Source organism: uncultured Sphingomonas sp., from assembly GCF_946477935.1.
Taxonomy (GTDB): Bacteria; Pseudomonadota; Alphaproteobacteria; order Sphingomonadales; family Sphingomonadaceae; genus Sphingomonas.
On sequence record NZ_CAMLAC010000033.1, the window covers coordinates 1 to 24,740 of the forward strand.

General features: G+C 66.1%; 19 protein-coding genes. 17 read left to right on the plus strand and 2 right to left on the minus strand.

Features of this window, described 5'->3' with window-relative positions:
* Positions 1-151, plus strand: a 151-nt coding sequence (locus Q0U08_RS05715; RefSeq protein ID WP_298090306.1) for a DUF952 domain-containing protein, incomplete at its 5' end; no start/stop codon positions are given.
* 48 nt (positions 152-199) lie between these two features.
* On the opposite strand, the gene Q0U08_RS05720 is transcribed toward Q0U08_RS05715, so the two are convergent.
* On the minus strand, positions 200-2,617 hold the full coding sequence (locus tag Q0U08_RS05720) for a TonB-dependent receptor (RefSeq protein WP_298090307.1): 2,418 nt from the start codon (positions 2,615-2,617) through the stop codon (positions 200-202).
* A 254-nt stretch (positions 2,618-2,871) separates the two neighbouring features.
* Here Q0U08_RS05720 and Q0U08_RS05725 point away from each other — a divergent pair, with 254 nt between their 5' ends.
* From Q0U08_RS05725 to Q0U08_RS05740, 4 genes are read left to right on the plus strand one after another with little or no spacing between them, the layout of a single operon-like run.
* Positions 2,872-3,474 (plus strand): methylamine utilization protein, encoded by a 603-nt coding sequence (locus Q0U08_RS05725; protein WP_298090285.1) that lies wholly within the window; start codon positions 2,872-2,874, stop codon positions 3,472-3,474.
* Entirely contained in the window at positions 3,471-5,735 is a 2,265-nt protein-coding gene (locus tag Q0U08_RS05730) for an EAL domain-containing protein (protein ID WP_298090287.1), read from the plus strand. The genes Q0U08_RS05725 and Q0U08_RS05730 overlap by 4 nt, the downstream gene beginning before the upstream one ends.
* A 2-nt stretch (positions 5,736-5,737) precedes the next feature.
* Positions 5,738-6,631, plus strand: a complete 894-nt coding sequence (locus Q0U08_RS05735) for a DUF3034 family protein (protein ID WP_298090288.1) — start codon at positions 5,738-5,740, stop codon at positions 6,629-6,631.
* A gap of 10 nt (positions 6,632-6,641) precedes the next feature.
* A complete protein-coding gene (locus Q0U08_RS05740) occupies positions 6,642-7,106 on the plus strand; it encodes a group 1 truncated hemoglobin (RefSeq protein ID WP_298090290.1) in 465 nt (154 codons plus the stop codon).
* Positions 7,107-7,112: 6 nt separating this feature from the next.
* Here Q0U08_RS05740 and Q0U08_RS05745 read toward each other — a convergent pair whose 3' ends face one another.
* A complete protein-coding gene (locus Q0U08_RS05745) occupies positions 7,113-8,288 on the minus strand; it encodes a cellulase family glycosylhydrolase (protein WP_298090291.1) in 1,176 nt (391 codons plus the stop codon).
* Between the two features lie 193 nt (positions 8,289-8,481).
* Here Q0U08_RS05745 and Q0U08_RS05750 point away from each other — a divergent pair, with 193 nt between their 5' ends.
* The 12 genes from Q0U08_RS05750 (at position 8,482) to Q0U08_RS05805 (ending at position 24,689) form a co-directional block, all read left to right on the plus strand.
* Positions 8,482-11,313 carry a TonB-dependent receptor gene (locus Q0U08_RS05750; protein ID WP_298090293.1) on the plus strand — a complete coding sequence of 944 codons (2,832 nt, stop codon included), beginning with the start codon at positions 8,482-8,484 and terminating at the stop codon, positions 11,311-11,313.
* 29 nt (positions 11,314-11,342) lie between these two features.
* Entirely contained in the window at positions 11,343-12,308 is a 966-nt protein-coding gene (locus Q0U08_RS05755; protein WP_298090294.1) for a family 43 glycosylhydrolase, read from the plus strand.
* Positions 12,309-12,430: 122 nt separating this feature from the next.
* Complete coding sequence (locus tag Q0U08_RS05760; protein ID WP_298090295.1) at positions 12,431-12,721, plus strand: DUF2934 domain-containing protein; 291 nt, start codon at positions 12,431-12,433, stop codon at positions 12,719-12,721.
* Positions 12,722-12,768: 47 nt separating this feature from the next.
* The gene (glgX, locus tag Q0U08_RS05765; RefSeq protein ID WP_298090296.1) at positions 12,769-14,871 is read left to right on the plus strand and encodes a glycogen debranching protein GlgX; all 2,103 of its coding nucleotides are present in this window, start codon (positions 12,769-12,771) and stop codon (positions 14,869-14,871) included.
* On the plus strand, positions 14,868-16,562 hold the full coding sequence (gene treZ, locus Q0U08_RS05770; protein ID WP_298090298.1) for a malto-oligosyltrehalose trehalohydrolase: 1,695 nt from the start codon (positions 14,868-14,870) through the stop codon (positions 16,560-16,562). Before glgX ends, treZ begins: the two co-directional genes overlap by 4 nt.
* Positions 16,559-18,439 (plus strand): 4-alpha-glucanotransferase, encoded by a 1,881-nt coding sequence (malQ, locus tag Q0U08_RS05775; RefSeq protein ID WP_298090299.1) that lies wholly within the window; start codon positions 16,559-16,561, stop codon positions 18,437-18,439. The genes treZ and malQ overlap by 4 nt, the downstream gene beginning before the upstream one ends.
* Positions 18,436-20,823, plus strand: a complete 2,388-nt coding sequence (treY, locus tag Q0U08_RS05780) for a malto-oligosyltrehalose synthase (RefSeq protein ID WP_298090300.1) — start codon at positions 18,436-18,438, stop codon at positions 20,821-20,823. The genes malQ and treY overlap by 4 nt, the downstream gene beginning before the upstream one ends.
* Positions 20,824-20,832: 9 nt before the next feature.
* Positions 20,833-21,795 (plus strand): alpha/beta hydrolase, encoded by a 963-nt coding sequence (locus tag Q0U08_RS05785; protein WP_298090301.1) that lies wholly within the window; start codon positions 20,833-20,835, stop codon positions 21,793-21,795.
* Positions 21,796-21,805: 10 nt separating this feature from the next.
* On the plus strand, positions 21,806-23,110 hold the full coding sequence (gene pncB, locus Q0U08_RS05790; protein WP_298090303.1) for a nicotinate phosphoribosyltransferase: 1,305 nt from the start codon (positions 21,806-21,808) through the stop codon (positions 23,108-23,110).
* Entirely contained in the window at positions 23,107-23,676 is a 570-nt protein-coding gene (locus Q0U08_RS05795) for a DNA-3-methyladenine glycosylase (RefSeq protein ID WP_298090304.1), read from the plus strand. The genes pncB and Q0U08_RS05795 overlap by 4 nt, the downstream gene beginning before the upstream one ends.
* A gap of 51 nt (positions 23,677-23,727) precedes the next feature.
* Positions 23,728-23,916 carry a hypothetical protein gene (locus tag Q0U08_RS05800; RefSeq protein ID WP_298090305.1) on the plus strand — a complete coding sequence of 63 codons (189 nt, stop codon included), beginning with the start codon at positions 23,728-23,730 and terminating at the stop codon, positions 23,914-23,916.
* 143 nt (positions 23,917-24,059) lie between these two features.
* Complete coding sequence (locus Q0U08_RS05805) at positions 24,060-24,689, plus strand: TIGR02281 family clan AA aspartic protease (protein ID WP_298090309.1); 630 nt, start codon at positions 24,060-24,062, stop codon at positions 24,687-24,689.
* The last annotated feature ends 51 nt before the right edge of the window (positions 24,690-24,740 follow it).

Genomic DNA, 24,740 nt, shown 5'->3' on the forward strand with positions numbered 1-24,740 from the left:
GGCGATGGGCGAGGCCGTGAAGTGGGAGGAAAGCCGCGGCGGGCAGCTCTTCCCGCATCTCTATGCCGATCTGCCGCTGAATGCGGTCGTCGCCTACAGCCCGCTGAAGCGCGATGACGACGGCACGGTGCGGCTGCCCGTCACCGGATAAGCGCCCACCCCTCCCCTGATGGGGAGGGGCTGAACGCAGCCATCCGATTTACCAGTTCACCCCCAGCCGCGCATAGAGATAGCGCCCGTTGAAGCCGAAAGGCGAGTAATAGGGGAAGCCGAGCACGCCGCTGGGATTGTTGGCGAGCGGCGTTTCGCGCGGATAGACGTCGAACAGGTTGCTGACGCCAAGGCCGATCTGCGCGCCCTTCGTCGCGGCATAGCGCAGTTCCAGATCGGTGATCGCGCGGTTGCCGGTGAACACGTCCGCGGCCGGCGTGGTGCCCGCTTGGTTGACGTTGCCGTAATAGGTGACGCGCGCCAGCGCCCCTAGCCGGTCCAGCGACCAGTCGACGGTTCCGGTCACCTTCTGTTGCGGGGTGCCGTCCTCCAGCGTCAGGATACGGCTGCGCGCGAACAGTGTCGGGGCGGGGTTCAGTGTCGCGGTGCTGGTCGGCACACGCGTCACCTTCACGTCGTTGATGTTGCCCGCCAGCGTGAAGTCGAACGCGCCCGCCCCTGAGGTGCGCCAGCGATAATGGGCAACCACATCGATGCCCTTGGTGGTTGTCGCCAGCCCGTTGATGAAGAAGCGCGCGGCCGAAACGCCGAACGGCGACAGCAGGTTGGCGACCGCCGGGCTGAACGATGCCTGGATGTTCTCCGACAGGCCGATCTGGTTGCGGATATGGATGCGGTAGGCATCCACCGTCAGGTCGAACCCGCCCGAGCGGATCACGGTGCCAACCGACAGGTTGGTTGACTTCTCCGGCTCCAGCGGCAGGCCGCCGAGTGCAGTGCCGACCGCGCTGACCGAAGGATAGGTGCCGGTCTGGATCGGCACGCCGTTCTGCACCACCTGCGCGATCTGGGTGAAATATTGCTGCTGTAGCGACGGTGCGCGGAAGCCGGTGGAGGCGGTGCCGCGCAACGCGAACCAGTCGGCCACGTCGTAGCGCAGCGACAGCTTGCCGTTCACCGTGCTGCCGAAATCGGAATAATCTTCCACGCGCCCGGCGAGACCGGCGAGGAACCTGTCGGTCACCTGCGCCTCGATATCAACATAGGCGCTGACGTTGCGACGGCTGCGCTCGGTTTCGTTGAGCGGCGAGAAGCCGCCAAAGCCTTGCGCGCCCGGCGCCGCATTGGCGGCGGCACCCGTGACCGTGCCGGCCGGCGGATAGCCGTAGGACGCCAGTTCGCCCGCCTGGATCTTGTAGCCCTCGCGCCGGCCCTCAAGACCGAAGGCGACGTTGAGCGACTGGAACACGTCGAACCGGCGCGTCGCATCCAGACCGATGATATACTGGTCGTAGATCAGCGCGCCGTCGCTGAAGTCGCGGGGCGTGGCGCTGCCATAGGCATAGTTGGCCGAGTTGAGCGTGCGGAAGCCGATCTTGTTGCGGCCATAGCTGAACGACAGGTCGACATCGAACCCGCCGAGATCGCCGCGCAAGCCCGCGGCCGAGTTCAGGTCCTGCACCTTGGTGTTGATGATCGGCAGAAAGCCGTTCGGATAGCCCGCCAGCGTGGTGGCGGCGCTGGCAAGGCGCGGGAATGCCGCGCTGCGCGTATCGCGGTCCTGATAACCGCCGAATGCGTACAGGCTCCAGTTATCGGTCAGCGACGTGCCGGCGTTCACGAAGCCGGTATACTGCTCGACTTCCGGATCGCCATAGCGGCCGGTGATGCGGTTGGGCGTCACGCGCCGGTCGAAATCCGCGCGATTGGTCGGGCTGCGCTTCAGATACTCGCCCGAGACGGTCAGGAAACCGTCCTCGCCAAAGCCGATGCCCTGCCACAGCGATGCGGTGACCGCGTGTTCGCCGGTGACCGAGCGGCGGCCGTTCGCGGTATCGACGTCGGTGTTGTAGAAGCCGTAATTGACCTGCGCGCCGCCGCCCGAGCGGGCCTCGCGCAGGCGCAGGTTGACCACGCCGGCGATCGCGTCCGAACCATATTGCGCCGAAGCACCGTCGCGCAGCACCTCGATCCGGTCGAGCGCCACGGTCGGGATGGTGTTGAGGTCGACCGCCGCCGAGCCGCGACCCACCGTACCGTTGGTGTTGAGCAAGGCCGAGGTATGGCCGCGAACGCCATTGATCAACACCAGCGTCTGATCGGGCGACAGGCCGCGCAGCGTTGCCGGGCGGATCGCGTCGGTGCCGTCATTGGCGGCGGGACGCGGAAAATCGATCGAGGGCGCGACCGCCGACAAGGCGGTGGCAAGCTCGGTCGTGCCCTGACGCTGAAGGCTGGCGCCGCTCAGCACATCGACCGGCGATGCGCTGTCGAGCCGCGTGCGGCCCTCGGCACGGGTGCCGGTGACGACGATCACGTCGCCCTCATTCTCTGGCGTCGCGGCATCGGCGACGGGCGCGGCCTGAGCCTCCTGCGCGGGTGGCGCCGCCTGGGCGGCAAGCGCGAGTGCGGAACTGGTGGCGAGCAGCGAAGTGCAGAACAGCAGCACTATCAGCCCCTTATATATTCTTTGATCTGTGGGACGTTCCCTGACCGGTGCCATAATCCATCAACCCGGTGGATGATCCGTAGAAATTCTTGGGGTGTCCGTTGGAGAGAAATCGCCCCTGCCCCGCGGATCGTCGCGAAACCATCTCGGCAAACTCCACTTCCGCGGATGACGGGATACGTTTCCGCAGCGCCTCCGCTGGAAGGGGCAGCAAACGTTTTATCAAGAATTGCTGCCGTAGAATGCGCGCCATGCGCTTCTCTCTGCTCGTCGCTGCCGCTTTGACATCGGCCTGTCTGGCGTCACCCTCTGCCGTCATGGCGGCGCCGGTGGCGGTGCAGGTCCACGGTGCCGACGGACAGCCGCTGGTGGGCGCGGTGGTGACCATTCATATCTCGGGCACTGCCGCGCCGCGGCCGCAAGGGCCGTATCGCATGGTCCAGCGCGACATCGCCTTCATGCCCCAGATGCTGATCGTGCCGGTCGGGGCTGCGGTGCAGTTTCCCAACCAGGACAAGGTGCGCCACCACGTTTATTCCTTTTCGCGCGCCAAACGGTTCGACCTGAAACTGTACGGACGCGACGAGACCCGCAGCGTGACGTTCGACAAGCCGGGCGCGGTGGCGCTGGGCTGCAACATCCATGACGCCATGTCCGGCGTCGTCTATGTCACCGACACGCCCTTTGCCGCGGCCACCGACGCCAGCGGTCAGGCACGCTTCACGGTGCCGGCGGCGGGCCGGGCGGTGGTGACCGTCTGGCATCCCTCGATACGCGCGGGTGGCAGCCAGTTGAGCCAGCCGCTTGCCATTCCCGCCGCGGGCACCGTGACGCGGGTGACCATCCGCCGATGATCGCCCTGCCCATCCGTTTCTCGCGGCTGCGCACCCGCCTGACCGTGATGTATGCCGGGCTGTTCACGATCGGCCTGGTGGCGCTGGCACTGGTCGCGCAGATGACGATCGCGACCAATGCGCGTCGCTCCGCCGCCGCGCAGTTGCAGGCCAGCGGCGTGATCTTCGAGCGGATATGGACCCTGCGCGAGCGGTCGCTGGCGGGTGCCGCCGAGGTGGTCGCCCGCGACTTCGGCTTTCGCTCGGCCGTGGCCAGCGAGGACGCTTCCACGATCGGCTCCGCGCTCGACAGCCTGAAGGCACGGGCCGGCGTGGCGCAGGCGGCGCTGGTCACCCTGGACGGCAGCGTGGTGGGTGAGCAGGGCGCGCTCGCGAAAACATTGGCCGATCTGCCGGAGAAACTGGGAAGCGCCAGGCAGGACGTGGTGCTTGCCGTTTCGGGGCGCATCTACCGCGTCGTGCTCGCGCCGGTCCGCGCACCGATGGAAATCGGCTGGATCGCGCTGATCGTACCGATCGACCGCGCCGAACTGGCCGCCGTGGAAAAGCTGTCCGCGGTGCCGGTCAGCGCGACCCTGTCGACGACGGTCGGCAACCGGCCGGGCGGCATCCATATCGTGGACACGGGCAAGGGCCGCGCCTTCGAGTGGGAGAAGCCACTGGCCGGCCCCGACGGACGACCGGCGGCAGCGTTGCTGCTCCATTACCGGGTCGACGTGGCGATGGCACCCTATCGCCCGATCCAGTACGGATTGATCGTCGCGGGCCTGTTGTGGCTGGTGCTGATCGTCATCGGCAGCGGGCGCCTGGCGCGGGGGATCGCCCGGCCGATCGTCGCGCTGGACCGGGCGGCGCGCAGTCTGCAGGAAGGGATGCGCACCGAGGTGCCCGTGACGGGCCAGGACGAGGTGGCACGGCTGGCAAGCAGCTTCAACGCAATGTCCGCCGACATATTGGAGCGCGAGAACCGGATCACCCATCTGGCCTATCACGATACGCTGACCGACCTGCCCAACCGCTTCTTCTTCCGTCAGACGCTGGGCCAGGCGCTGGCCCGCGGCACCCGCACCGGCGCGGTCACTGCGCTCCTCTGCCTCGATCTGGACGGGTTCAAGGCGGTGAACGACACACTGGGCCATCCGGTCGGCGATGCCCTGCTCCGCCGCGTCGGTACGATGCTGGCCGCGCTGGAGCACGACGCGGTGGTGGCAAGGCTGGGCGGGGACGAGTTCGCGGTCCTGCTGCCCGAGGATGAGGAACAGGGCCGCGCCCGCCGCTTTTCGGACACGCTGCTGACCATGCTGCAGGAGCCGATCGAGGTCGACGGACATGCGATCGTCATCGCCGCATCGATCGGGATCGCGCTGGCGCCCTGCGACGCCGACGGGGCGGACGACCTGATCAAGAATGCCGACCTCGCGCTGTACCGCGCCAAGCAGGACGGGCGCGGCACCTATCGCTTCTTCGAACCCGCGCTGGATGCGGCCGCACGCCGACGGCGCGAGATCGAGGTGGACCTGCGGGTCGCGTTGAAGACCGGGCAGTTCGCGCTCCACTTCCAGCCGATCGTCCGCACCGATACCGGACGGGTGCGCGGCATGGAGGCGCTAGTCCGCTGGTTCCACCCGGTACAGGGTCTTGTCCCCCCGGTCGATTTCATCCCGGTTGCCGAGGAAACGGGCCTGATCGTGGCGCTGGGCGAATGGGTGATGCACGAGGCGTGCCGGATCGCCGCCGGGTGGCCGCAGGATGTGCGCGTCGCGGTAAACGTATCGCCGCTGCAGTTTCGCGCGCCGGGCTTTCAGTCGATCGTCATGCAGGCGCTTGCCCGCAGCGGTCTGGCCCCCAACCGGCTGGAGATCGAGATCACAGAGTCCGTGTTCCTGGACGGCGAGACGACGGTCATCAAGCTGCTGCACGGCCTGCGTGCGCTCGGCATCCGGATCGCGCTCGACGATTTCGGCACCGGCTATTCCTCGCTCAGCTATCTGCGCTCCTTCCCGTTCGACAAGATCAAGATCGATCGCTCCTTCGTCATCAACGTCGCCGACGACCGCAGCGCCGCCGCGATCGTCCGCGCGATCGTCGACCTGGCCTCGGCGCTGAACATGGAGACCACCGCCGAGGGGGTGGAGGATGCGCAGCAGTTCGATCGGCTGCGCGACCAGGGTTGCGACACCATCCAGGGCTATCTGTTCAGTCGCCCGGTGCCGTCGGATCAGGTGCTGGATCTGATTGCCGCCCGCGCCAAAGCCGCCTGATCATGAGTATCCTGCCCATGCCTTTCCTCAAGCCTCTGCTCTGCCTGGCCCTGCCCATGCTACTGCCGCTGACGGCGGCCCAGGCCGGCGACGGGCGATCGGGGGGCAAGCTGCGGCTGACCAACGGGATCAGCACCGTGGAGGGATCGGCGGGCGGCGGGCTCGCCACCTGGGCGGTGATCGCGGGCAACGGTACCAAGGACGGTGTGGGTGGCAGCGCGCACGCCACGCTGGTCGCCCTCCCCGATTTCGATCTGGAAAGCTATGGCGCGGCGATCGGCCTGCACGACCGGGTGGAGATTTCCTACGCGCACCAGAGCTTCGACACGCTGAACGCCGGCGCGGCACTGGGACTCGGTCACGGCTTCACGTTTCGCCAGCACATCATTGGCGCAAAGCTGCGTGTGGCGGGCGATGCGGTGTGGGATCAGGATCGCTGGATGCCGCAGATCGCGGTGGGGGTGCAGCACAAGATCGCCGAACGCGGCGACGTGCTGCGCGCGGTGGGCGCGGCGCATGATCGTGGCACCGACCTCTATGTTTCCGCGACGAAGCTGCTGCTGGCACAGAGCCTGGTCGTCGATGCCACGGTCCGCTGGACCAAGGCGAACCAGTTCGGCCTGCTCGGCTTTGGCGGCGATGGGCACCACGGCTACAGCACACAGGTGGAGGGATCGGCGGGGTTCCTGCTCAGTCCCGCGATCGTGGTCGGCGGCGAATATCGCAGCAAGCCGGACAATCTGGGTTTCGCACGCGAGCAGGACAGCTTCGACCTGTTCGCCGCCTGGGCGGTGCATCGCAACGTCTCGCTGACCGCCGCCTATGTCGATCTGGGCGATATCGCGACCGTCCGGCGCCAGCGCGGCGCCTTTCTGTCCCTTCAGTCCGCCTTTTGAGGGCTCGCCGATGCTGATCCTGCCGCTCCTGTTCGCGCTTCAGACCGTGCCGCCGGGTGAGGAAGCGGTGGCTCCCTATGTTCAGGCGGATGCCAATGCCGGTGCGCGGCCTGCCAGGGGCGACGGACTGTGGCGTGCCTTTCATGGCCAGGCGGGCGTGGACCGCATCGTTGACGATCTGGTCGCGCGCAACCAGGCCGATCCGCGGATCACCGACATTTTCAAGGGGCAGGACATGGTTCGCCTGCGCCGCACGCTGAAGGAGCAGTTCTGCTATCTGCTGGGCGGGGGCTGTTCCTATAGCGGGCGGAACATGAAGGACGCGCACCGGAACATGGGCGTGCAGCAAGCCGACATGGCGGCGCTGGTCGAAAATCTGCAGGCGGCCATGCGCAAGGAAGGTGTGTCCTTCCCCGCGCAGAACCGCCTGCTGGCCAAGCTCGCCCCGATGAAGCGCGACGTGGTGGAGCGCTGATCCCGGTCAGCGCCGCGCGCGTCTGGCCGGTGGCGCCGTGGCAGCCGGCGTAGCGGGCACCACGCCCTTGGGCGCCGCGCTCAGCCGCCGGATCAGGTCGGTCTCGGCGGCGCGGTACGGCGTGCCGTCGCCGCGAAAGACTTCGTGGAACCAGATGGTCGGCTCGTCCTGCGTATAGGGCTTCTTCCAGCTATCCCAGGGCAGGCGCGTCTGCGTCTTGCCGTCGACGAACCCCCAGTTCATCATCGCCACATTGTAGCGCTTGCCGATCGGCAGGCTGTTGTCGAATGTCGAGCCGTTACCACGCGCCATATATTCGGTGCACAGCAGCGGCCGGTTATAGGGCAGCAACTGGCGAACGCGCCGCTCGAACGTCTCCGGCCAGCTATAATCGTGGAAGGAGATGACGTCGGATTGCGACAATTGCAGCTTTTCCATCGGCGAGCTGCGCCCACCCGGCGCCCAATCGTCACCGATCCACACGCCGGAAGTCAGCGGCTGAGACGGCTCCGCCGCGCGTGCCCAGTCGAACACTTGCGCCAGTAGCGCGCGGACCAGCGGCTCCTTGCCCTCCTGCCCCTTATATTGATCGGCACCGTTATCGGGCTCGTTCCACAGGTCCCAGCCCAGCACGCGCGGATCATTGGCAAAGGCGCCGATGACCCCTTGGACATAGGCCTTGTAGCGTGGCCAGCCGGCACGATCGCGCAGGCCCGCCATGCCAGGCGACTGCACCCATCCGGAATTGTGGACGCCCGGGATCGGCGGATGCTGCGGCCCCGCCACGGGGTTCGGATCCCAGCAACTGTCGAACAGCACGAACAGCGGCTTGATATTGTGTCGCTGCGCGATCGTCAGAAAGGCATCGATCCGCTGGCGGAAACCCTCCGGATCCCTGGTCCATAGCTGATCGTGCAGGAACACGCGCATCGTGTTCATGCCGATACCCTGCGCCAGCCCCAGTTCGTAATCGATACGCTTGGGGTCCCAGGTCTCCGCCTGCCACATCTCGAACTGGTTGATCGCGTTGGCGGGGGCATAGTTGGCGCCGACCAGCCAGGGCTGTTTCGCATACCAGGCGTTCGCCTGCGCTTCGCTCCAGCGGCTCCGTGCTTCGGCCGGCACCGCGACCAGCAGCGCACTGGTGGCAAGCCCCGTCATCATCGTGACGATCAGCTTCATCGATCCTCTCCTGCTTATGCTTTCTGCCACGATCTAGCCCCATCCCGAATTGTCTTACAAGCGGTCCTGCGGTTTTTATCTATTGGTTCCTTTGGCTTATCGGCGAAATCTGGCTTGTCACCTCCGACAAATACGGTAATTGCCTGTTATTCAAGGCGCAAAGATGCCGAACGAGACACAGGGGTTGGATATCATGAAAGACAAGGCGCTGCTCCGCGCATCGACCGCGATGCTTGTCGGACTTTTCGCTGCCATGCCGGCCTATGGTCAGGTGGCGCAGGAAACACCCAAGCCAGATACGCCCAGCGACCTTTCTGCCAATCCCAGCGTGCCTGCGCCGTCCAGTCAGCAGGGGGCGACAGACGAGGGCGAGATCGTCGTCACCGGCCTGCGGCGCAGCCTGGAATCGGCGCAGGCAATCAAGCGCAATTCCGACGGCATCGTCGATGCCATTGTCGCGGAGGATATCGGCAAGCTGCCGGACACCTTCGCATCGGCCGCACTGGCCCGCGTATCGGGCGTACAGGTGACGCGTGGCGCCGGCGAAGCGGCAGGCGTGCAGATCCGCGGCCTGCCCGATATCAGCACCACCTATAATGGTCGCGAGATCTTCACGGCCGAGGGCCGCTTCGTCGCGATCCAGGACTTCCCCGCCGGCACCGTCGCCGCGCTGGAGGTGTACAAGTCGGGCACCGCCAACCTGATCGAAGGCGGCATCGGCGGCCAGGTCAATGTCCGCGGCCGTCGCCCGTTCGACTTCAACGGGTTCGAGATTTCGGGTTCGCTCAACGGCGTCAACTGGGAACAGTCCAGCAAGATGACGTGGAACGGCAACCTGCTGATCAGCGACCGGTGGGATACCGGGATCGGCGAGATGGGCCTGCTGATCAACGCATCCTATGTCGGCATCAACTATGTCGATGCGACGCGCGAGCAGTCGCTGGTGATCGCCACCACGAATGGCACCAACGCTCCCGGCGTCGGTGCGGGCGTCCGCTACCCGGATGCGCAGGGGCGCTTCACCAGCAATGGCGACCGCTATCGCCCATCGGCCAATGCGGCATTCCAGTGGCGCCCGACCCCCGATCTGGAGATCTATGTCGACGGGCTCTACCAGGGCTATCGGTCGAAGGACACGAACCAGTGGATGTTCTCGCCGATCTTCGGCGGCGCGGACTTCCAGTTGAGCAACCTGACGACGCGGCAGGGCAATGCCAATGTCGCGCAAAGCGCCACCGTTTCCGGCGCCAATACCCCTGACGGTTACTACACCTCCGCCAACGGAAAGACCGACACCTACCAGGTCGGCGGCGGTGCGATCTGGAAGCGCGACAACGTCCAGATTTCGGGCGATATCGCCTACACGAACAGCAAATACACCTTCGATCTCGTCAATATCGACTATGCCTTTGCCAGCTCGCCGGTCCGCAACGTCAATTTCGAATCGCCCGGCCAGGATGGCGGGCCGACCTTCAACTTCGTCAACTTCGATGTCAGCGACCCGGCCAATTACATCACCCGCGGGCTCTTCCAGGAATATCTCGCGGTGGGCGGCAAGGACATCCAGACGCGCCTGGATGCGCAATATGACTTTGACGACGATTTCTTCCTGAAGCGGTTCCAGGTCGGTTTCCGCTTCAACGACCGCGACGCGAACCGCGACCGCGGCGCACCCTATATCGACCAGTTGAACGGCTCGTCGATCCTCGGCCAGCGCATCCCGATCTCCGCCCTGCCCGTCACCGTGCAGGCGACACGGCCGGCCTTCACCTACAACAGCACCTTCCCGATCTACAGCTTCGCCGGCATCTCCTCGCAAAGCATCCGCAACAACCTGCCCGCACTCCGCGCCTTCTTCGGCGCCCCCGAAGGCCTCCCCGCCTTCAACCCGACCGAGAACTTCACCGCCAACGAGAAGGCCTATGCCGTCTACGGCCAGGTAAAGTACGGCTTCGATCTCGGCGGCGACATGTTGATCGATGGCCTGGTAGGCCTGCGCGCGGTGCGGACCAAGACGCGGATCAACGGCTTCCTGCGGGACGAGACCAACCCCGCCAATCCGATCTTCTCGCCGGTCACCGCCGAGAACAACTATGTCGATTACCTGCCCAACCTCAGTGCCCGGTTGCAGTTCACGCCCGAGGTGCAGTTGCGCGCCAACTATACGCAGACGCGCACCCGGCCCAATTTCCTCGACCTCAACCCGACGCTGACCATCGGCCAGCCGCCGGTGATCGATCCCAACAACCCGCCCAATCCGGACGACGACAACAGCAACCGCCGCCTGATCACCGGCGGCAATCCAAATCTGCGCCCGCTGACCTCGAACAATTACGATCTCAGCCTGGAATGGTATTTCTCGCGAACCGGCTCGCTGACCGCAGCGATCTTCCGGCGCGATGCCAACGGCTTCATCTCGGCGACACCGATCAACTATGACGATCCGGCCTATGGTCGCGTCCGCTTCACCCGGCCGGAGAATACCGGCAACACCCGCTTCGACGGCGCCGAGGTGCAGTTCACCAGCTTCCTGGACATCGACGGCCTGCCGGACTGGGCCAAGGCGTTCGGCGTTCAGGCGAACGCGACCTATGTCGACTCCAAGGGCGACCTCGCCACCGCACTGGCGGGCTCCCCCAATGTCGCGGGGCGGCAGCTGCGCTTCAACGGCGTGTCGAAATGGGCATATAATCTGGTCGGTTTGTTCGAGCGGCCCTTCTTCTCGGCACGCCTTGCCTACAACTACCGGTCGGATTTCGTGCAGTTCTACAGCATCGAGCCGCTCGACCTCGACGCCAACGGACAGCCGCGCACCAGCGGCGTGGTGGAAAAGGGTCGCGGGCAGCTCGACTTCTCGACCACTGTCACGCCGATGCCCAACATCACCATCGCCTTCGACATCGTGAACCTGCTCGGCAATCCGCTGCGCCGCTACCGCGAATTCAACGACGCGGGCGATCAATATGCGCGGCAGATCGTCTATCTGGAACGGACCTATTCGCTGGGCATCCGGTTCCGCTTCTGAACAGCCATTCGGGCATTGGGAATATGCTGATGAAGACGAGACATTGGCTTGCCGCCGCCATGGCCCTGACGCTGGCCGGCGGCGCGCTGGCGGACAATCCGCAGTTCCAGGGTGCGGACCCGCATGCGATGATGATCGACGGTGAATTGTGGGTCTTTCCTACCGGCGGCCCCGGCGGCAGTTGGGCCGCCGACCGCTTCGGCGCCTTTTCGTCGGCCGACCTGAAGACCTGGCGCAATCGCGGCGAGCTGATCCGCCGCGACGAGATCCGCTGGATCGGTGACGACGGTGCGCCCGAGCATTTCCTCTGGGCGCCCGGCGTCGCCACCCGCGACGGCAAGTGGTTCCTCTATTACTCGGTCGGCCCGCAGAACCCGACCCCCAGCCGCATCGGCGTTGCGGTCGCCGATCGGCCGGAGGGGCCGTACCGCGACAGCGGCGCCCCGCTCGTCACCGGCGGCCAGGGTTTCGAGGCGATCGACCCGATGGTCTTCATCGATCCCAAGGACGGCAAGGCGTATCTCTATGCCGGCGGCAGCGCGGGCGCGCGGCTGCGCGTGTGGGAGATGGCGCCCGACCTGATCCACATCGCCCGCGAGGTGCCGGTCGACAACCCGCCGGAGTTCACCGAAGGCGCCTTCATGCATGAACGCGGCGGCATCTATTACCTGTCGTACAGCCATGGCCGCTTCAACGGCCCGGATTATTCGGTGCACTATGCCACCGCCCCCTCGCCTGTCGGGCCGTGGACGTATCGCGGCGCGATCCTGACCAGCGATGCCAAGCGCAAGGGGCCGGGCCATCACAGCATCGTACAGGCGCCCGACGGCCGCTGGCTGATCGTCTATCACCGCTGGGAACGCCCCAGCAGCCCACCTCCGTTTCGCGGCGAACGGCAGGTCGCGATCGACCGCCTGGAATATGCCACCGACGGCACGATGCGCCGCGTCGCGATGACCGATGGCCGCGCGCCGATGCTGCAACCCGCCCGCTGATCCGGGGCTACCCACCTCTCCCTCCAAAGAAATTCAGATCGTCGCGGAGCCGAAACGGGAGATCACCGTTTCGTCTCTCGTGGCGCACCATCTTGTGTGCCCGCCAAGAGGGAGATATCAGGGTGGCAGAACGCGAAAAGAAGGTCCGCGACCGCGCATATGCTCTGTGGCAGGCCGAGGGTGAACCGCATGGCCGCGATCAGCATCATTGGTCGCAGGCCGAACTCGAACTGGGCGCCGACGACGCTGACGCCGCCGCCGAGCCGGCAGACTCCCCGGCAGCCGATACGCCCCTGACCGATACGCAGGCCTCCGCACCCGCCGCGGCCGAGCCGGCCGACTCCCCCGCCGCGTCCAAGGCGCGCGCCACACCCGCCCGCAAGCCGCGCAAGCCCCGCGCCAAGCAGGCCTGATTCCGCCTGATCCCAGGCCGCGACGCTTAACGCCGGAGACACATTCTTTGCACGCACTCCCCGACCGGCTCGAGGCCGGATCGCCCTACCCGCTCGGCGCGACATTCGACGGGGAGGGCGTGAACTTTGCCGTCTTCTCCGCCAATGCCGACGCGATCGAACTCTGCATCTTCGACCCTCAGGGCAAGCGCGAGCTGCAACGTTTCGCGCTGCCCGAATGCACGGACGAGGTGTGGCACGGCTATCTGCCGGATGTCGGCCCGGGCCTGCTCTACGGCTACCGCGCGCATGGCCGCTACGAGCCGGAGGCGGGGCACCGCTTCAATCCGCACAAGCTGCTGCTCGACCCCTATGCGAGGAAGCTGCACGGGACGATCAAGTGGACCGATGCGCTGCACGGCTATCAGATCCGCTCCAAGAAGGAGGATCTGAGCTTCGACAAGCGTGACAGCGCCCCCGCCATGCCCAAATGCGTCGTGGTGGACGATCATTTCGACTGGTCGCGCGACAAGCGTCCGAACACGCCCTGGTCCGAAACGGTGATCTACGAGGCCCACGTCAAGGGCCTGACCAAGCTGATGGAGTTGGTCCCGCCGCGCGAACGCGGCACCTATGCCGGGCTGGGCCATCCCGCCGTGATCAAGCATCTGAAACGCATCGGGGTAACCGCGATCGAGCTGCTGCCGATCCACAGTTTCACGCAGGACCGGTTCCTGCAGGAAAAGGGCCTGCGCAACTATTGGGGCTACAACACGCTCGGCTTCTTCGCGCCCGAGCAGGCCTATTTCTCCAGCGACAGCCAGGACGAGCTGCGCCGTGCGGTCCACCGGCTGCATAAGGCGGGGATCGAGGTGATCCTGGACGTCGTCTACAATCACACCTGCGAGGGTTCGGAAAAGGGCCCGACGCTGTCGTGGCGCGGGCTGGACAATGCCAGCTACTACCGGCTGGTCCAGGACAATCCCCGCTATACGATCAACGACACGGGCACTGGCAACACGCTCAACATGTCGAAGGCGCGGGTTATCCAGATGGTGGCGGATTCGCTCCGCTACTGGGCGACCAGCTTCGGCGTCGACGGCTTCCGTTTCGACCTTGGCCTGACGCTGGGGCGCGAGGCGGACGGCTTTGACCCCGGCTCCGCCTTTTTCGACGTGCTGCGCCAGGACCCGGTGCTCGGCCGCCTGAAGCTCATCACCGAGCCGTGGGACGTCGGCCCCGGCGGCTATCAGCTCGGCAACTTCCCGCCCGGTTTCGCCGAATGGAACGACAAGTACCGCGACACCGTGCGCGAATATTGGAAGGGCGAGCCGGGCAAGCGCGGCGACCTCGCCGCGCGTCTCGCGGGTTCGGGCGACCTGTTCGACCGGCGCGCGCGTCGCCCCTGGGCCAGCGTCAACCTGCTCGCCGCGCATGACGGCTTCACGCTTGCCGACACGGTGATGTACGAAGAGCGGCATAACGAGGCGAATGGCGAGGATAATCGCGACGGCCATTCGCACAACGCATCGTGCAACTGGGGCGTGGAAGGACCGACCGACGATCCTTCGGTCAACGATGCGCGTGGTCGCGTCATGCGCTCGATGCTGACCACGCTCATGTCCTCGCTCGGCACGCCGATGCTGGTCGCCGGTGACGAGTTCGGGCGGACGCAGGGTGGCAACAACAACGCCTATTGCCAGGATAACGAGATAAGCTGGCTCGACTGGAAGGCGGCGGAAACGCCTGAGGGTCAGGCACTGATCGACTTCACCGCCCGTCTGGCGGACCTGCGCCGTCGCTTCCCCGTGCTGCGGTCGAACACCTTCCTCTACGGGCAGGATACGCCCGGTCATGGCATCAACGACATCGAATGGTGGGACGAACAGGGTCATCAGCTAAGCCCCGAGGATTGGGACAACCCCGAGGGGCGTGCGCTGATGATGCGCCGTGCCAGCCGGACCGAGGACGGCCAGGTCGAGGCGGTGTCGCTGCTGCTGAACGCGTCGGGTGACCCGATCACCTTCCAGCTTCCCCCGCCCCATGCCAAACGTATCGTGCTGCTCGACAGCGCCAAGCCCGACCAGGGCGAGGTGGAGATCGAGGACAGCTACGAAGTCGCGCCGCAGGGTGCGGTCCTGCTCACCTGGTTGAGCGGCTTCGAGCAATGAGCGCTTGGGGACCGACGCTGCTGGACGGCGGACGTACGGGCTTCCGCCTATGGGCGCCCGACCGTGATGCGGTGACGCTGGAGATCGACGGTGGGGAGCCCACACTGATGCAGCGTCACGACGACGGCTGGTTCACCGCCGAGGCGCAGGCCCCGGCGGGTACCCGTTATCGCTTCCGCCTGGACGCTGATCTCGCGGTCCCCGATCCCGCGTCCCGCGCGCAGCATGGCGGAGTGCATGGCTGGAGCGTCGTGGTCGATCCCGCGCATGACTGGCAGCATGTCGACTGGCGCGGCCGCCCCTGGGAAGAAACCGTCGTCATGGAACTGCATGCCGGCATCCTCGGCGGCTTTGCCGGCGTGATGGCGCGCCTGCCCGAAATCGCCGCGCTGGGCGTCACCGCGATCCAGTTGATGCCGGTGAATGCGTTCGGTGGCACCCGCAACTGGGGCTATGACGGTGTGCTGCCTTATGCACCGGCAGAAGCCTATGGCACGCCCGCCGCGTTGAAGGCGCTGATCGATGCCGCGCATGGCCACGGCCTGTCGGTCTTTCTCGACGTGGTCTACAATCATTTCGGCCCGGACGGGAATTATCTGGGCGCCTATGCCGGGGATTTCTTCCACGGGAATGTCGATACGCCCTGGGGTGGCGCGGTTGCGGTTGATGCCGATCCCGTTCATCGCTTCTTTGTCGACAATGCGCTGATGTGGCTGAACGAGTATCGTTTCGACGGGCTGCGCTTCGATGCCGTCCATGCCATCGCCAACGACGCGTTTCTCGACCGCATGGCGCGGGAAATCCGTGCCGCCCTGCCCGATCGCCACGTCCATCTGGTGCTGGAAAACGAGAATAACGACGCCGATCGCCTGGGGGCTGGCCTTTACGACGCGCAGTGGAACGACGATTTTCACAATGTCCTGCACGTTCTGCTGACCGGCGAGACCAGCGCCTATTACAGCGACTTCGCGGACAAGCCGGCGGAACGGCTCGCCCGCTGTCTGGAACAGGGCTTCATCTATCAGGGCGAAGGATCACCCAACCATGACGGCAAGCCGCGCGGCAAGCCATCCGCGCACCTGCCCGCCACGCGGTTCGTCTCGTTCCTCCAGAACCACGACCAGATCGGCAACCGTGCGATGGGCGAGCGGCTGACGCTGCTCACCGACACCGACAAGCTGCGGGCGGCCACCGCGTTGCTGCTGCTCGCTCCCCAGATCCCGTTGATCTTCATGGGCGACGAGACGGGCAGCGAAGCGCCCTTCCTGTTCTTCACCGACTTCCACGACGAACTGGCCGATGCGGTGCGCGAGGGGCGGCGCAAGGAGTTCGCCAAGTTCGACGCCTTTGCCGATCCCGAGGCGCGCAAGCGCATCCCCGATCCCAACGCCCGGGACACCTTCACCCGCTCCATGCCCCTGCCCGGCCCGCAAGCCGATAGCTGGCGCGACCTCTATTCGGCGTTGCTCGCCTTGCGCCGCGAACACATCGTTTCTCGCCTGTCCGGCACAAAAGGCATGGCCGCGCGCGCGCTGGGTGATGCACGGGTGGAGGCGCAGTGGCAGCTCGCCGATGGCGCGACGCTCACCATCGTCATCGATCTCGCCGACATGCCCGAGCCGCTGCCCGATCGTGCCGGCGAACTGCTGCATGCCGAAGGTGACCGTTTCGCGGCATGGCTACGCGCATGACCGATCTCACCGCTCGCGCCGAGGCCGCGGGACTGTGCGTCGAGTGGGAGGATGCCGAGGGGCGTCAGCAACGTGTTGCCGACGCGGTGCTTGAGGCGATCCTCGCCTGTCTTGATACGGAAGGCGCGGTGGCGCCCTTCATCACCGCCGATGCCGGCCGCCCCGTTATGTTGCCCGCGCGACTGGCTGGCTTGGCGGGCGATATCCGTCTGGAAGACGGAGGCGTCCGCGCCGCCCAGATCGGCGAAGACGGCGCGATGCCGTCGATCGCCGATCCCGGCTATCACCACCTGCACATAGCCGGAGAGACCTGGACGATCGCTGTCGCGCCGCTGCGATGCCCTGCCGTTCCCGGCGCGGGGCTTTGGGCCAGCGCAGTGCAACTGCCGTCGCTTCGTGGCGAAAGGCCGGGCGCGTTCGGCGACTTCGGCGTGCTTGCGGAGGCTATGAGCGCATTCGGCAAGGCGGGCGCCGCCGCGGTGGCGATCAGCCCGACGCACGCGCTCTTCCCCGCCGACGCCACCCGCTACAGCCCCTATGCGCCGTCCAGCCGCCTCTATCGCAACGTCCTGTTCGTCCCCGCCGGTGCCGCTGCGCCCGAATCCGGCGAGGAGCTGATCGACTGGTCGGCAGCGATCCCCGATCGCTTGCAGGATCTTCGCATCGACTATGACCGGCGCAGCGATGCGGACCGTGCCGCCGTTGCCGCCTTCCGCACGCCCGAACGCGCCCTGCATGCCACCTTCGATGCGCTCCACACCTATTTCCACCAGCGCGACCGCGCCACAGGCTGGCGCCACTGGCCCGTCGACTATCATGACCCGAACGGCCCCGCCGTCACTCGCTTCGTCGCCGATCATGCCGACGCGATAGACTTCTACCTTTATCTGCAGTGGCGCGCGGAGGCCGCCCTTGCCGCCGCCGGGGAAGCAGGTCGCGCCGCCGGCATGCCAATCGGCCTCATCGCCGATCTCGCCATCGGCGTATCCGGCGACGGCAGCGACGCCTGGAGCCGCCGCCACGAACTCCTGACCGGCCTCAGCATCGGCGCACCGCCCGATCCGCTGGGACCGGACGGGCAGAATTGGGGCATCACGGCGCTGTGCCCCTTCGCACTCCGCCGCACCGGCTTCGCCCCCTTCATCGCCACCCTGCGCAGCGCCTTCGCCCACGCCGGCGGCCTGCGCATCGACCACGCCCTCGGCCTGAAACGCCTGTGGGTGATCCCGGAGGGTGAAAGCGCGGACAAGGGCGCCTATCTCCAGATGCCATTTGAAGACCTGCTGCGCATTTTGAAGATCGAGGCGCACCGCGCCGGTGCGATCGTCATTGGCGAGGATCTGGGCACCGTGCCCCCGGGATTTCGCGATACCATGGCGCAAGCCGGCCTGCTCGGCATGCGCGTATTGCCGTTCGAGCGCGACGAGGACGGCGGCTTCATCCCGCCGCAGCAATGGGACCGCGATGCCGTAGCGATGACCGGCACGCATGACATCGCCACCGTTGCCGGTTGGTGGCTGGGTCGCGACATCACGTGGCGCGCCGACATCGCCGACCGTTCGCCCGCGCCCGACATGGCTCAGCGCAGGGAAGATCGCACCGCGCTATGGCGTGCCTGTGCCGGCGATGCTCCGGAACCCACCGATCCGCAGGCCATGGTCGACGCGGCGATCGCGCGTGTCGCGGCCACCCCCTGCCCGATCGCGCTGATCCCGGTCGAGGATCTGCTGGGGCTTGAAGAACAACCCAATCTGCCCGGCACCATTGACGAGCACCCCAACTGGCGCCGCCGCTTGCCGGACACCACCGCCACGCTCCTCACCCGACCGGCGGTTGCCGCCCGCATCGCCACCCTCAATCACCGGACCATCGCATGACGCCGCGCGCCACCTATCGCTTTCAGTTCCACGAACGGTTCGGCTTCAAGGATGCGGAGGCGCTGGTTCCCTATCTTGACCGGCTGGGCATCAGCCATGTCTATGCCTCGCCGATCACCGTTGCGGCCAAGGGATCGACGCACGGCTATGACGTGATCGATCCCACCCGGATCAGCCCCGATCTGGGCGGCGAAGATGCCTTCAGGTCGCTGGTCGCCACGCTTCGCGCGCGTGGCATGGGCTTCATCATCGACATCGTGCCGAACCACATGGGCGTCGCGGGCGGCGGCAATGCGTGGTGGAATGAGGTGCTGGCGAACGGACAGGCCAGCCGCTACGCCCGCTTCTTCGACATCGACTGGTCGCACCGCCTTGTCCTGCCGATCCTCGGTGCGCCGCTGGCCGAGGTGTTGGCGGACGGCCAGATTACGGTCGAACGCTGCGATGGCCGCGCCTTCATCGTCGCGTATGGCGAACATCGCCTGCCCGTGCGCGACGAGGATCAGGATGCGGCCGAGGCCATGCCTCTGGCTGACCTGCTCGACCGGCAGCATTATCGCCTCGCCTCCTGGCGGATGGCGAACGACGAACTGAACTGGCGCCGCTTCTTCACGATCAGCGAACTTGCCGGACTTCGCATCGAAGACCCGGCGGTGTTCGAGGAAACGCACGCCCTCTACTTCCGCCTGTACGAAGAAGGCCTGATCGACGGTGTCCGCATCGACCATGTCGACGGCCTGACCGATCCCGCCGGCTATTGTCGCCTGCTCCGCGAAAGGCTGGATGCCTTGCCGCGTCCCGCCGAGGCCGCCAAAGGCCCTGCCTATATCGTGGTGGAAAAGATCCTGGCTGCCGACGAGCCGATGCTCACCGACTGGAGCGTCGATGGCACCAGCGGTTATGACTTCATGGAAGAGGTCGCCGCGCTCCTCCATGCCCCGGAAGCTGCCGAGCCGCTCGGTACGCTCTGGGCAGAGATCAGCGGCAACAACGCGGATTTCGCCCCGGAGGAATTGCAGGCAAGACAGGACATGCTCGCCTGGCAATTTTCCGGCCAACTCGACGGCTGCGTGGCGGCGTTCGTGAAACTTGCCGACACCGTATCCGAAGCCTCCGCATACAGCCCGGCCATGTGGCGCCGCGCGATCGAGCGGCTGCTCTGGGTCTTTCCGGTTTACCGCACCTATGGCCCCGATGCGCCTGCATCCGATGGAGCCATTCGCGCCGAAGCCCGCCGCCGCGTCGAACGCTTCATCCCGCCTGGTGAAACCGCAGTCGTGGAACAGGTGCTGGAATGGCTGTCCGGCAAAGGCCCCGGTGATGCGGCATGCAAGGCAGAGGCGGTGCGACGCTTCCAGCAACTCTCCGCGCCGATCGCGGCCAAGTCGGTCGAGGATACCGCCTTCTACCGCTATGGCCGGCTGCTCTCGCGCAACGATGTCGGCTTCGACGCGGGGCGCATGGCGCTCGACATCGATACATTTCACCGCCGCATGCAGGGCCGGGCCGAGCGGTTTCCCCATGCGATGCTCACCACCGCCACGCACGATCACAAGCGCGGCGAGGATGTCCGTGCCCGCCTGTCGGTGTTGAGCGCGGTTCCGCAGTTGTGGCGCGATCAGGTGCAGCAATGGCGCGAGCTTACGGCCCAAGCTGCCGAGGGGATCGACCCGGCCGACTGGTACATGCTGATCCAGACGCTGTTCGGCGCATGGCCTGACGATGATGACCTCGCTACCTTTGCCGAACGGGTGCAGGGCTGGCAGGAAAAGGCGCTGCGCGAGGCCAAGCTGCGTTCGTCCTGGGAAGCGCCCGACGAGGCCTATGAGGCTCGCGCGCAACAGCTTGTGGAAACGCTGCTCACCGAATCCTGTGGCGCGGAGTTTCGCCGTTCGATGGCCGATTTCGTCACGCGCCTCGCCCCGGCCGCCGATGCAGTAGCCTTGGCACAGGTAGCGCTGCGTTGCACCGTTCCCGGCGTGCCCGACTGTTACCAGGGCAGCGAGGATCGCGACCTCAGCCTGGTCGACCCCGACAATCGCCGCCCGGTCGACTATCCCCGATTGCAGCACCTGCTGGAGACCGGCGGCAGCACCAAGCAGGCACTGATCGCCGATCTGCTCGATCTGCGTCGCGAGCGGGCGTTCGAGGGGTATCGGCCGCTGCCTGTCAGCGGCGCACGACAGGACCGGGTCGTGGCCTTCGCCCGCACCCTTGGCACGGGCCGCTTCGTCTGTGCCGTCGCGATCCGCCATGCCGAGGCATTGATCGACGGCGGCCAGCCGGACTGGTGGGAGGATACCGCGGTGACTCTGGACGGTGAAAGCCTGTCCGCCGCCACCTTGTTCGCCGATGGCCCCGTCTGGTACCGCGTGGAGGGTTGAGGGGGCGGTATGGCAGATAACCGTGCGCTGATCACCGGCGGCTGGGTCGGCGCACTCGGCATCGCCGGACTGGCGGCCTATTCGCACCATGTCGGCCGTGCGGCCGAAGCGCGCGTCCCGCCCGATGGCGATTTCCTCGAGGTCGAAGGCGCCCGTCTTCATTATGTCGACAAGGGGCCGCGGGACGGGGAAGGCCCAGCGGTCGTCCTCATCCACGGCCTTGCCGGCCAGATGCGCAACTTCAACTACGAGGTTGCAGACCGGCTCGCCGAAACGCACCGCGTGATCCTGATCGATCGCCTTGGCTCCGGGCATTCGCTGGCGGCGCCGGGTACGCATCCCGGCCTGCGCGCGCAAGGTGCGCTGATTGCCTCCTTTCTGGAACAATTGCAGATCGAACGGCCGCTGCTCGTCGGTCATTCGATGGGCGGTGCCGTCTCGCTCGCGGCCGCACTGGCAGCGCCGGACCAGGTCGGAGGCCTGGCGTTGCTCGCCCCGCTGACGCAACCACAGCCCTTCGGGTCGGCCGCATTACAGGAGCTTCTGCGCGGTGGCGCGCCCCTCCGCCGTCTCATCGCGCATACCGTCGCCGTGCCGATCCTCCAGTTGCGCAGCCGCCGCGCGGTGCGCCGGGCCTTTACTCCCGAATACGCGCCGGATGACTTTGCCATCCGCGGCGGCGGACTGTTGTCGCTAAGGCCGGAGACGATCGACATTGCTGCCACCGAACTGGTCCATGCCAATCCTGATCTGAGCGCCATGGCCGCGCTCTACCCGACCCTGGACCTGCCGAGCGCGATCCTGTTCGGCGCGCAGGATGCGGTGCTGGATCCCGAACGCGACGGCGCGCCCACTGCGGCGGCGATCCGCGGATGCCGTTACGAGGTGATCGACGGGGGCCACATGATCCCCGTCACCCAGCCCGAGCGGATCGTGCAATTCATTCTGGACACCGCCGCCCGCATCCGCTGACAGGAATCTCATGGCGTTCACCGATATCGCGACCCGCGTCTGGGACCATGGCTGGCGACTGGACCCCATCGTCCGCAGCCTGCTCGACACCGATTTCTACAAACTGCTGATGCTGCAGATGATCCGGCTGCGACATCCGGACGTGCGCGCCACCTTTTCGCTCATCAACCGCACCACGCGCGTTCGGCTGGCGGACGATATCGACATCGGCGAGTTGCGTGCCCAGCTTGACCATGCCCGCACACTGCGCTTCTCGCACAAGGAGCTGATCTGGCTGGCCGGGAACAGCTTTTATGGCCAGAACCGCATGTTCACGCCCGATTTCCTGGCATGGCTCGCTCGCTTCCGCCTGCCAGACTATGATCTGCGGGTCGTCGATGGCCAGTTCGAACTGCATTTCGAGGGCCTGTGGTGCGAAACCACGATGTGGGAAATTCCGGCACTCGCCATCGTCAACGAACTGCGCTCGCGCGCGGCAATGGCGGACAAGGGCCGCTTTGCGCTGGATGTTCTCTATGCCCGCGCCAAGGCCAAGCTGTGGGACAAGGTGGAGCGGCTTCGCATGCTCCCCGATCTGGCGATCTCCGACTTCGGCACGCGCCGCCGTCATGGTTTCCTGTGGCAGCGTTGGTGCGTCGAGGCGCTGAAGGAGGGGTTGGGCAGTCGGCTGATCGGTACGTCGAACGTGCTGCTGGCGATGGACAATGATCTGGAGGCGATCGGCACCAACGCGCATGAACTGCCGATGGTCGCCGCCGCCCTGGTGGACAGCGACGAGGAACTGGCACAGACCCCCTATCGCGTGCTGCGCGAGTGGCAGGAGCTGTATCAGGGCAATCTGCTGATCGTCCTGCCCGACGCGTTCGGCACCGCCGCCTTCCTGCGCGACGCACCGCCCTGGGTGGCGGACTGGACCGGCTTCCGCCCCGACAGCGCGCCGCCGATCGAAGGGGGCGAGGCGATACTCGACTGGTGGCGGTCGCAGGGTCGCGATGCGCGGCAAAAGCTGCTGATCTTCTCCGACGGCATGGATGTCGACAGTATCGAGCAGGTGTATCGCCACTTCCACGGCCGGGTGCGAATGAGCTTCGGCTGGGGCACCAACCTGACCAACGACTTTCGCGGCTGCGATCCGGACGGCGACGACGGGCTTTCGCCCATATCGCTGGTGGCCAAGGTCATCAGCGCCAATGGCCGCCCCGCGGTCAAGCTGTCCGACAATCCGGCCAAGGCGACCGGCTCGCCAGAGGCAATCGCGCGCTATCTGCGCATCTTCGGCGATGACGGGCGGCAGGCACGCACGCCCGAGATATGACGCTACCCGCCGATTTCTTCGCCCGCGATGTGGTGACAGTCGCGCGCGCGTTGATCGGCGTCACGCTGCTGGTCGATGGGATGGGCGGGCCCATCGTCGAAACCGAGGCCTATGCCGCGCACGAACCCGCCTCGCACAGCTTTCGCGGCCCCTCCCCTCGCAATGCGGCGATGTTCGGGCCGGTGGGTCGTGCCTATGTGTATCGCATCTATGGCTTGCACTGGTGCCTGAACGCCGTGTGCGGCACACCGGGCAGCGCCGTGCTGATCCGGGCGATCGAACCCGTGCATGGCATCGACCGAATGCTGGCCCGACGCGGCGACATGCCGCTACGCCAGCTTTGCGCCGGGCCGGGTCGGTTGTGCCAGGCCCTTGGCATCGGCGGTGAACTGGACGGCCATCCCCTCGACGCCGCACCGTTCGCGTTGGTCGATGCTTCTGGTTCGCCGGCGCTGCATGTCGGGCCGCGCATCGGCATCACCAAGGCCGCCGAACTCCCGTGGCGCTTCGGTCTCGCCGGCTCACCGTTTCTCAGCCGCCCCTTTCCCCGCAAACAAGTGCCTTGATCTTTTCGAGGCAACGCGGGAAGCTGTCCGGATAATAATAAGGAAGCGGACATGGAGTGGATCAAGATTCTGGCGCTCGCCGCCATGGTCTATGGCGTGTGGGCGACATACAAGGCGTTGGGGACGCCGGTCCGGTATCAGGGCCATCGCTATTTCCCGCAATCCGACGGTACGTTCCAGCGCTGGTACGGCGGGCGGCGTTTCGCCCCCAGCGAAATCGGGATGGTCGATCCGGGCTGATCGCCCTCGATCCACGAACACGCACGGTCATCGACGGTACCGCGTCGCTTTGTCAGGGCTGGCATTTGCGCGGCGCATCTCCATCTGAATGATGCGCGCCGCAAGCGCCGACTGGTCGTAGGATAGCCGATTACGTGTTCGTGATGCCCGATCTGGGTCCTTATGGTCCCTTGTACCTGCTGCTCGCTGTCATCCTGCTGGCTGGCGTGGTCGTGCGGCGGGTGCCGATCCTGCGCACGCTGGTCAATCTCGCCAGTTGGGGGCTGGTCGCGGTCGTGCTTGTTCTCGCGATCGATCAGCGCGGCCGCTTCGACCCGTATTTTCAGCGCATCACGGAGCGGATCTTCCCGGATCAGCAACAGGTGGTGGGCGACGAAGTCCGCATCCGCATGTCGCCGGATGGCCATTTCTGGGCGCGCGCGACCGTTGACGGGGTGGAACGCCGCATGCTGATCGACAGTGGTGCGACGCTGACCGCACTGTCGGAGGAGACGGCGGCGACCGCCGGGCTGGAACCGCGCGACGAACTCGTCCCCGTGCTTCTCAATACCGCCAACGGCACCATTCGCGCCAAGACGGCGACGATCGCCCGGCTTCAGCTTGGCGACATCCGCGCCAACGCGCTTCCGGTCGTCGTGTCTCCGGCTTTCGGCCGCACCGATATCCTTGGCATGAATTTCCTGTCGCGGCTGAAGTCCTGGCGAGTGGAGGATCGGACGCTCATCCTGGTCCCCCATCATCCTCGTCCGGCGGCATCATCGTCACCGGCATAACCAGCTACATTGACATGAATTATCGGGTTTAGCATGCGATCTTCCATGACA

What these genes read in the sequence shown, in the direction of transcription:
- Q0U08_RS05725 (WP_298090285.1), top strand. Translation starts at nt 2,872, where the DNA reads ATGCGCTTCTCTCTGCTCGTCGCTGCCGCTTTGACATCGGCCTGTCTG.
- Q0U08_RS05730 (WP_298090287.1), top strand. Translation starts at nt 3,471, where the DNA reads ATGATCGCCCTGCCCATCCGTTTCTCGCGGCTGCGCACCCGCCTGACC.
- Q0U08_RS05735 (WP_298090288.1), top strand. Translation starts at nt 5,738, where the DNA reads ATGAGTATCCTGCCCATGCCTTTCCTCAAGCCTCTGCTCTGCCTGGCC.
- Q0U08_RS05740 (WP_298090290.1), top strand. Translation starts at nt 6,642, where the DNA reads ATGCTGATCCTGCCGCTCCTGTTCGCGCTTCAGACCGTGCCGCCGGGT.
- Q0U08_RS05745 (WP_298090291.1), bottom strand. Translation starts at nt 8,288, where the DNA reads ATGAAGCTGATCGTCACGATGATGACGGGGCTTGCCACCAGTGCGCTG.
- Q0U08_RS05750 (WP_298090293.1), top strand. Translation starts at nt 8,482, where the DNA reads ATGAAAGACAAGGCGCTGCTCCGCGCATCGACCGCGATGCTTGTCGGA.
- Q0U08_RS05755 (WP_298090294.1), top strand. Translation starts at nt 11,343, where the DNA reads ATGAAGACGAGACATTGGCTTGCCGCCGCCATGGCCCTGACGCTGGCC.
- treZ (WP_298090298.1), top strand. Translation starts at nt 14,868, where the DNA reads ATGAGCGCTTGGGGACCGACGCTGCTGGACGGCGGACGTACGGGCTTC.
- malQ (WP_298090299.1), top strand. Translation starts at nt 16,559, where the DNA reads ATGACCGATCTCACCGCTCGCGCCGAGGCCGCGGGACTGTGCGTCGAG.
- treY (WP_298090300.1), top strand. Translation starts at nt 18,436, where the DNA reads ATGACGCCGCGCGCCACCTATCGCTTTCAGTTCCACGAACGGTTCGGC.
- Q0U08_RS05785 (WP_298090301.1), top strand. Translation starts at nt 20,833, where the DNA reads ATGGCAGATAACCGTGCGCTGATCACCGGCGGCTGGGTCGGCGCACTC.
- pncB (WP_298090303.1), top strand. Translation starts at nt 21,806, where the DNA reads ATGGCGTTCACCGATATCGCGACCCGCGTCTGGGACCATGGCTGGCGA.
- Q0U08_RS05795 (WP_298090304.1), top strand. Translation starts at nt 23,107, where the DNA reads ATGACGCTACCCGCCGATTTCTTCGCCCGCGATGTGGTGACAGTCGCG.
- Q0U08_RS05800 (WP_298090305.1), top strand. Translation starts at nt 23,728, where the DNA reads ATGGAGTGGATCAAGATTCTGGCGCTCGCCGCCATGGTCTATGGCGTG.
- Q0U08_RS05805 (WP_298090309.1), top strand. Translation starts at nt 24,060, where the DNA reads ATGCCCGATCTGGGTCCTTATGGTCCCTTGTACCTGCTGCTCGCTGTC.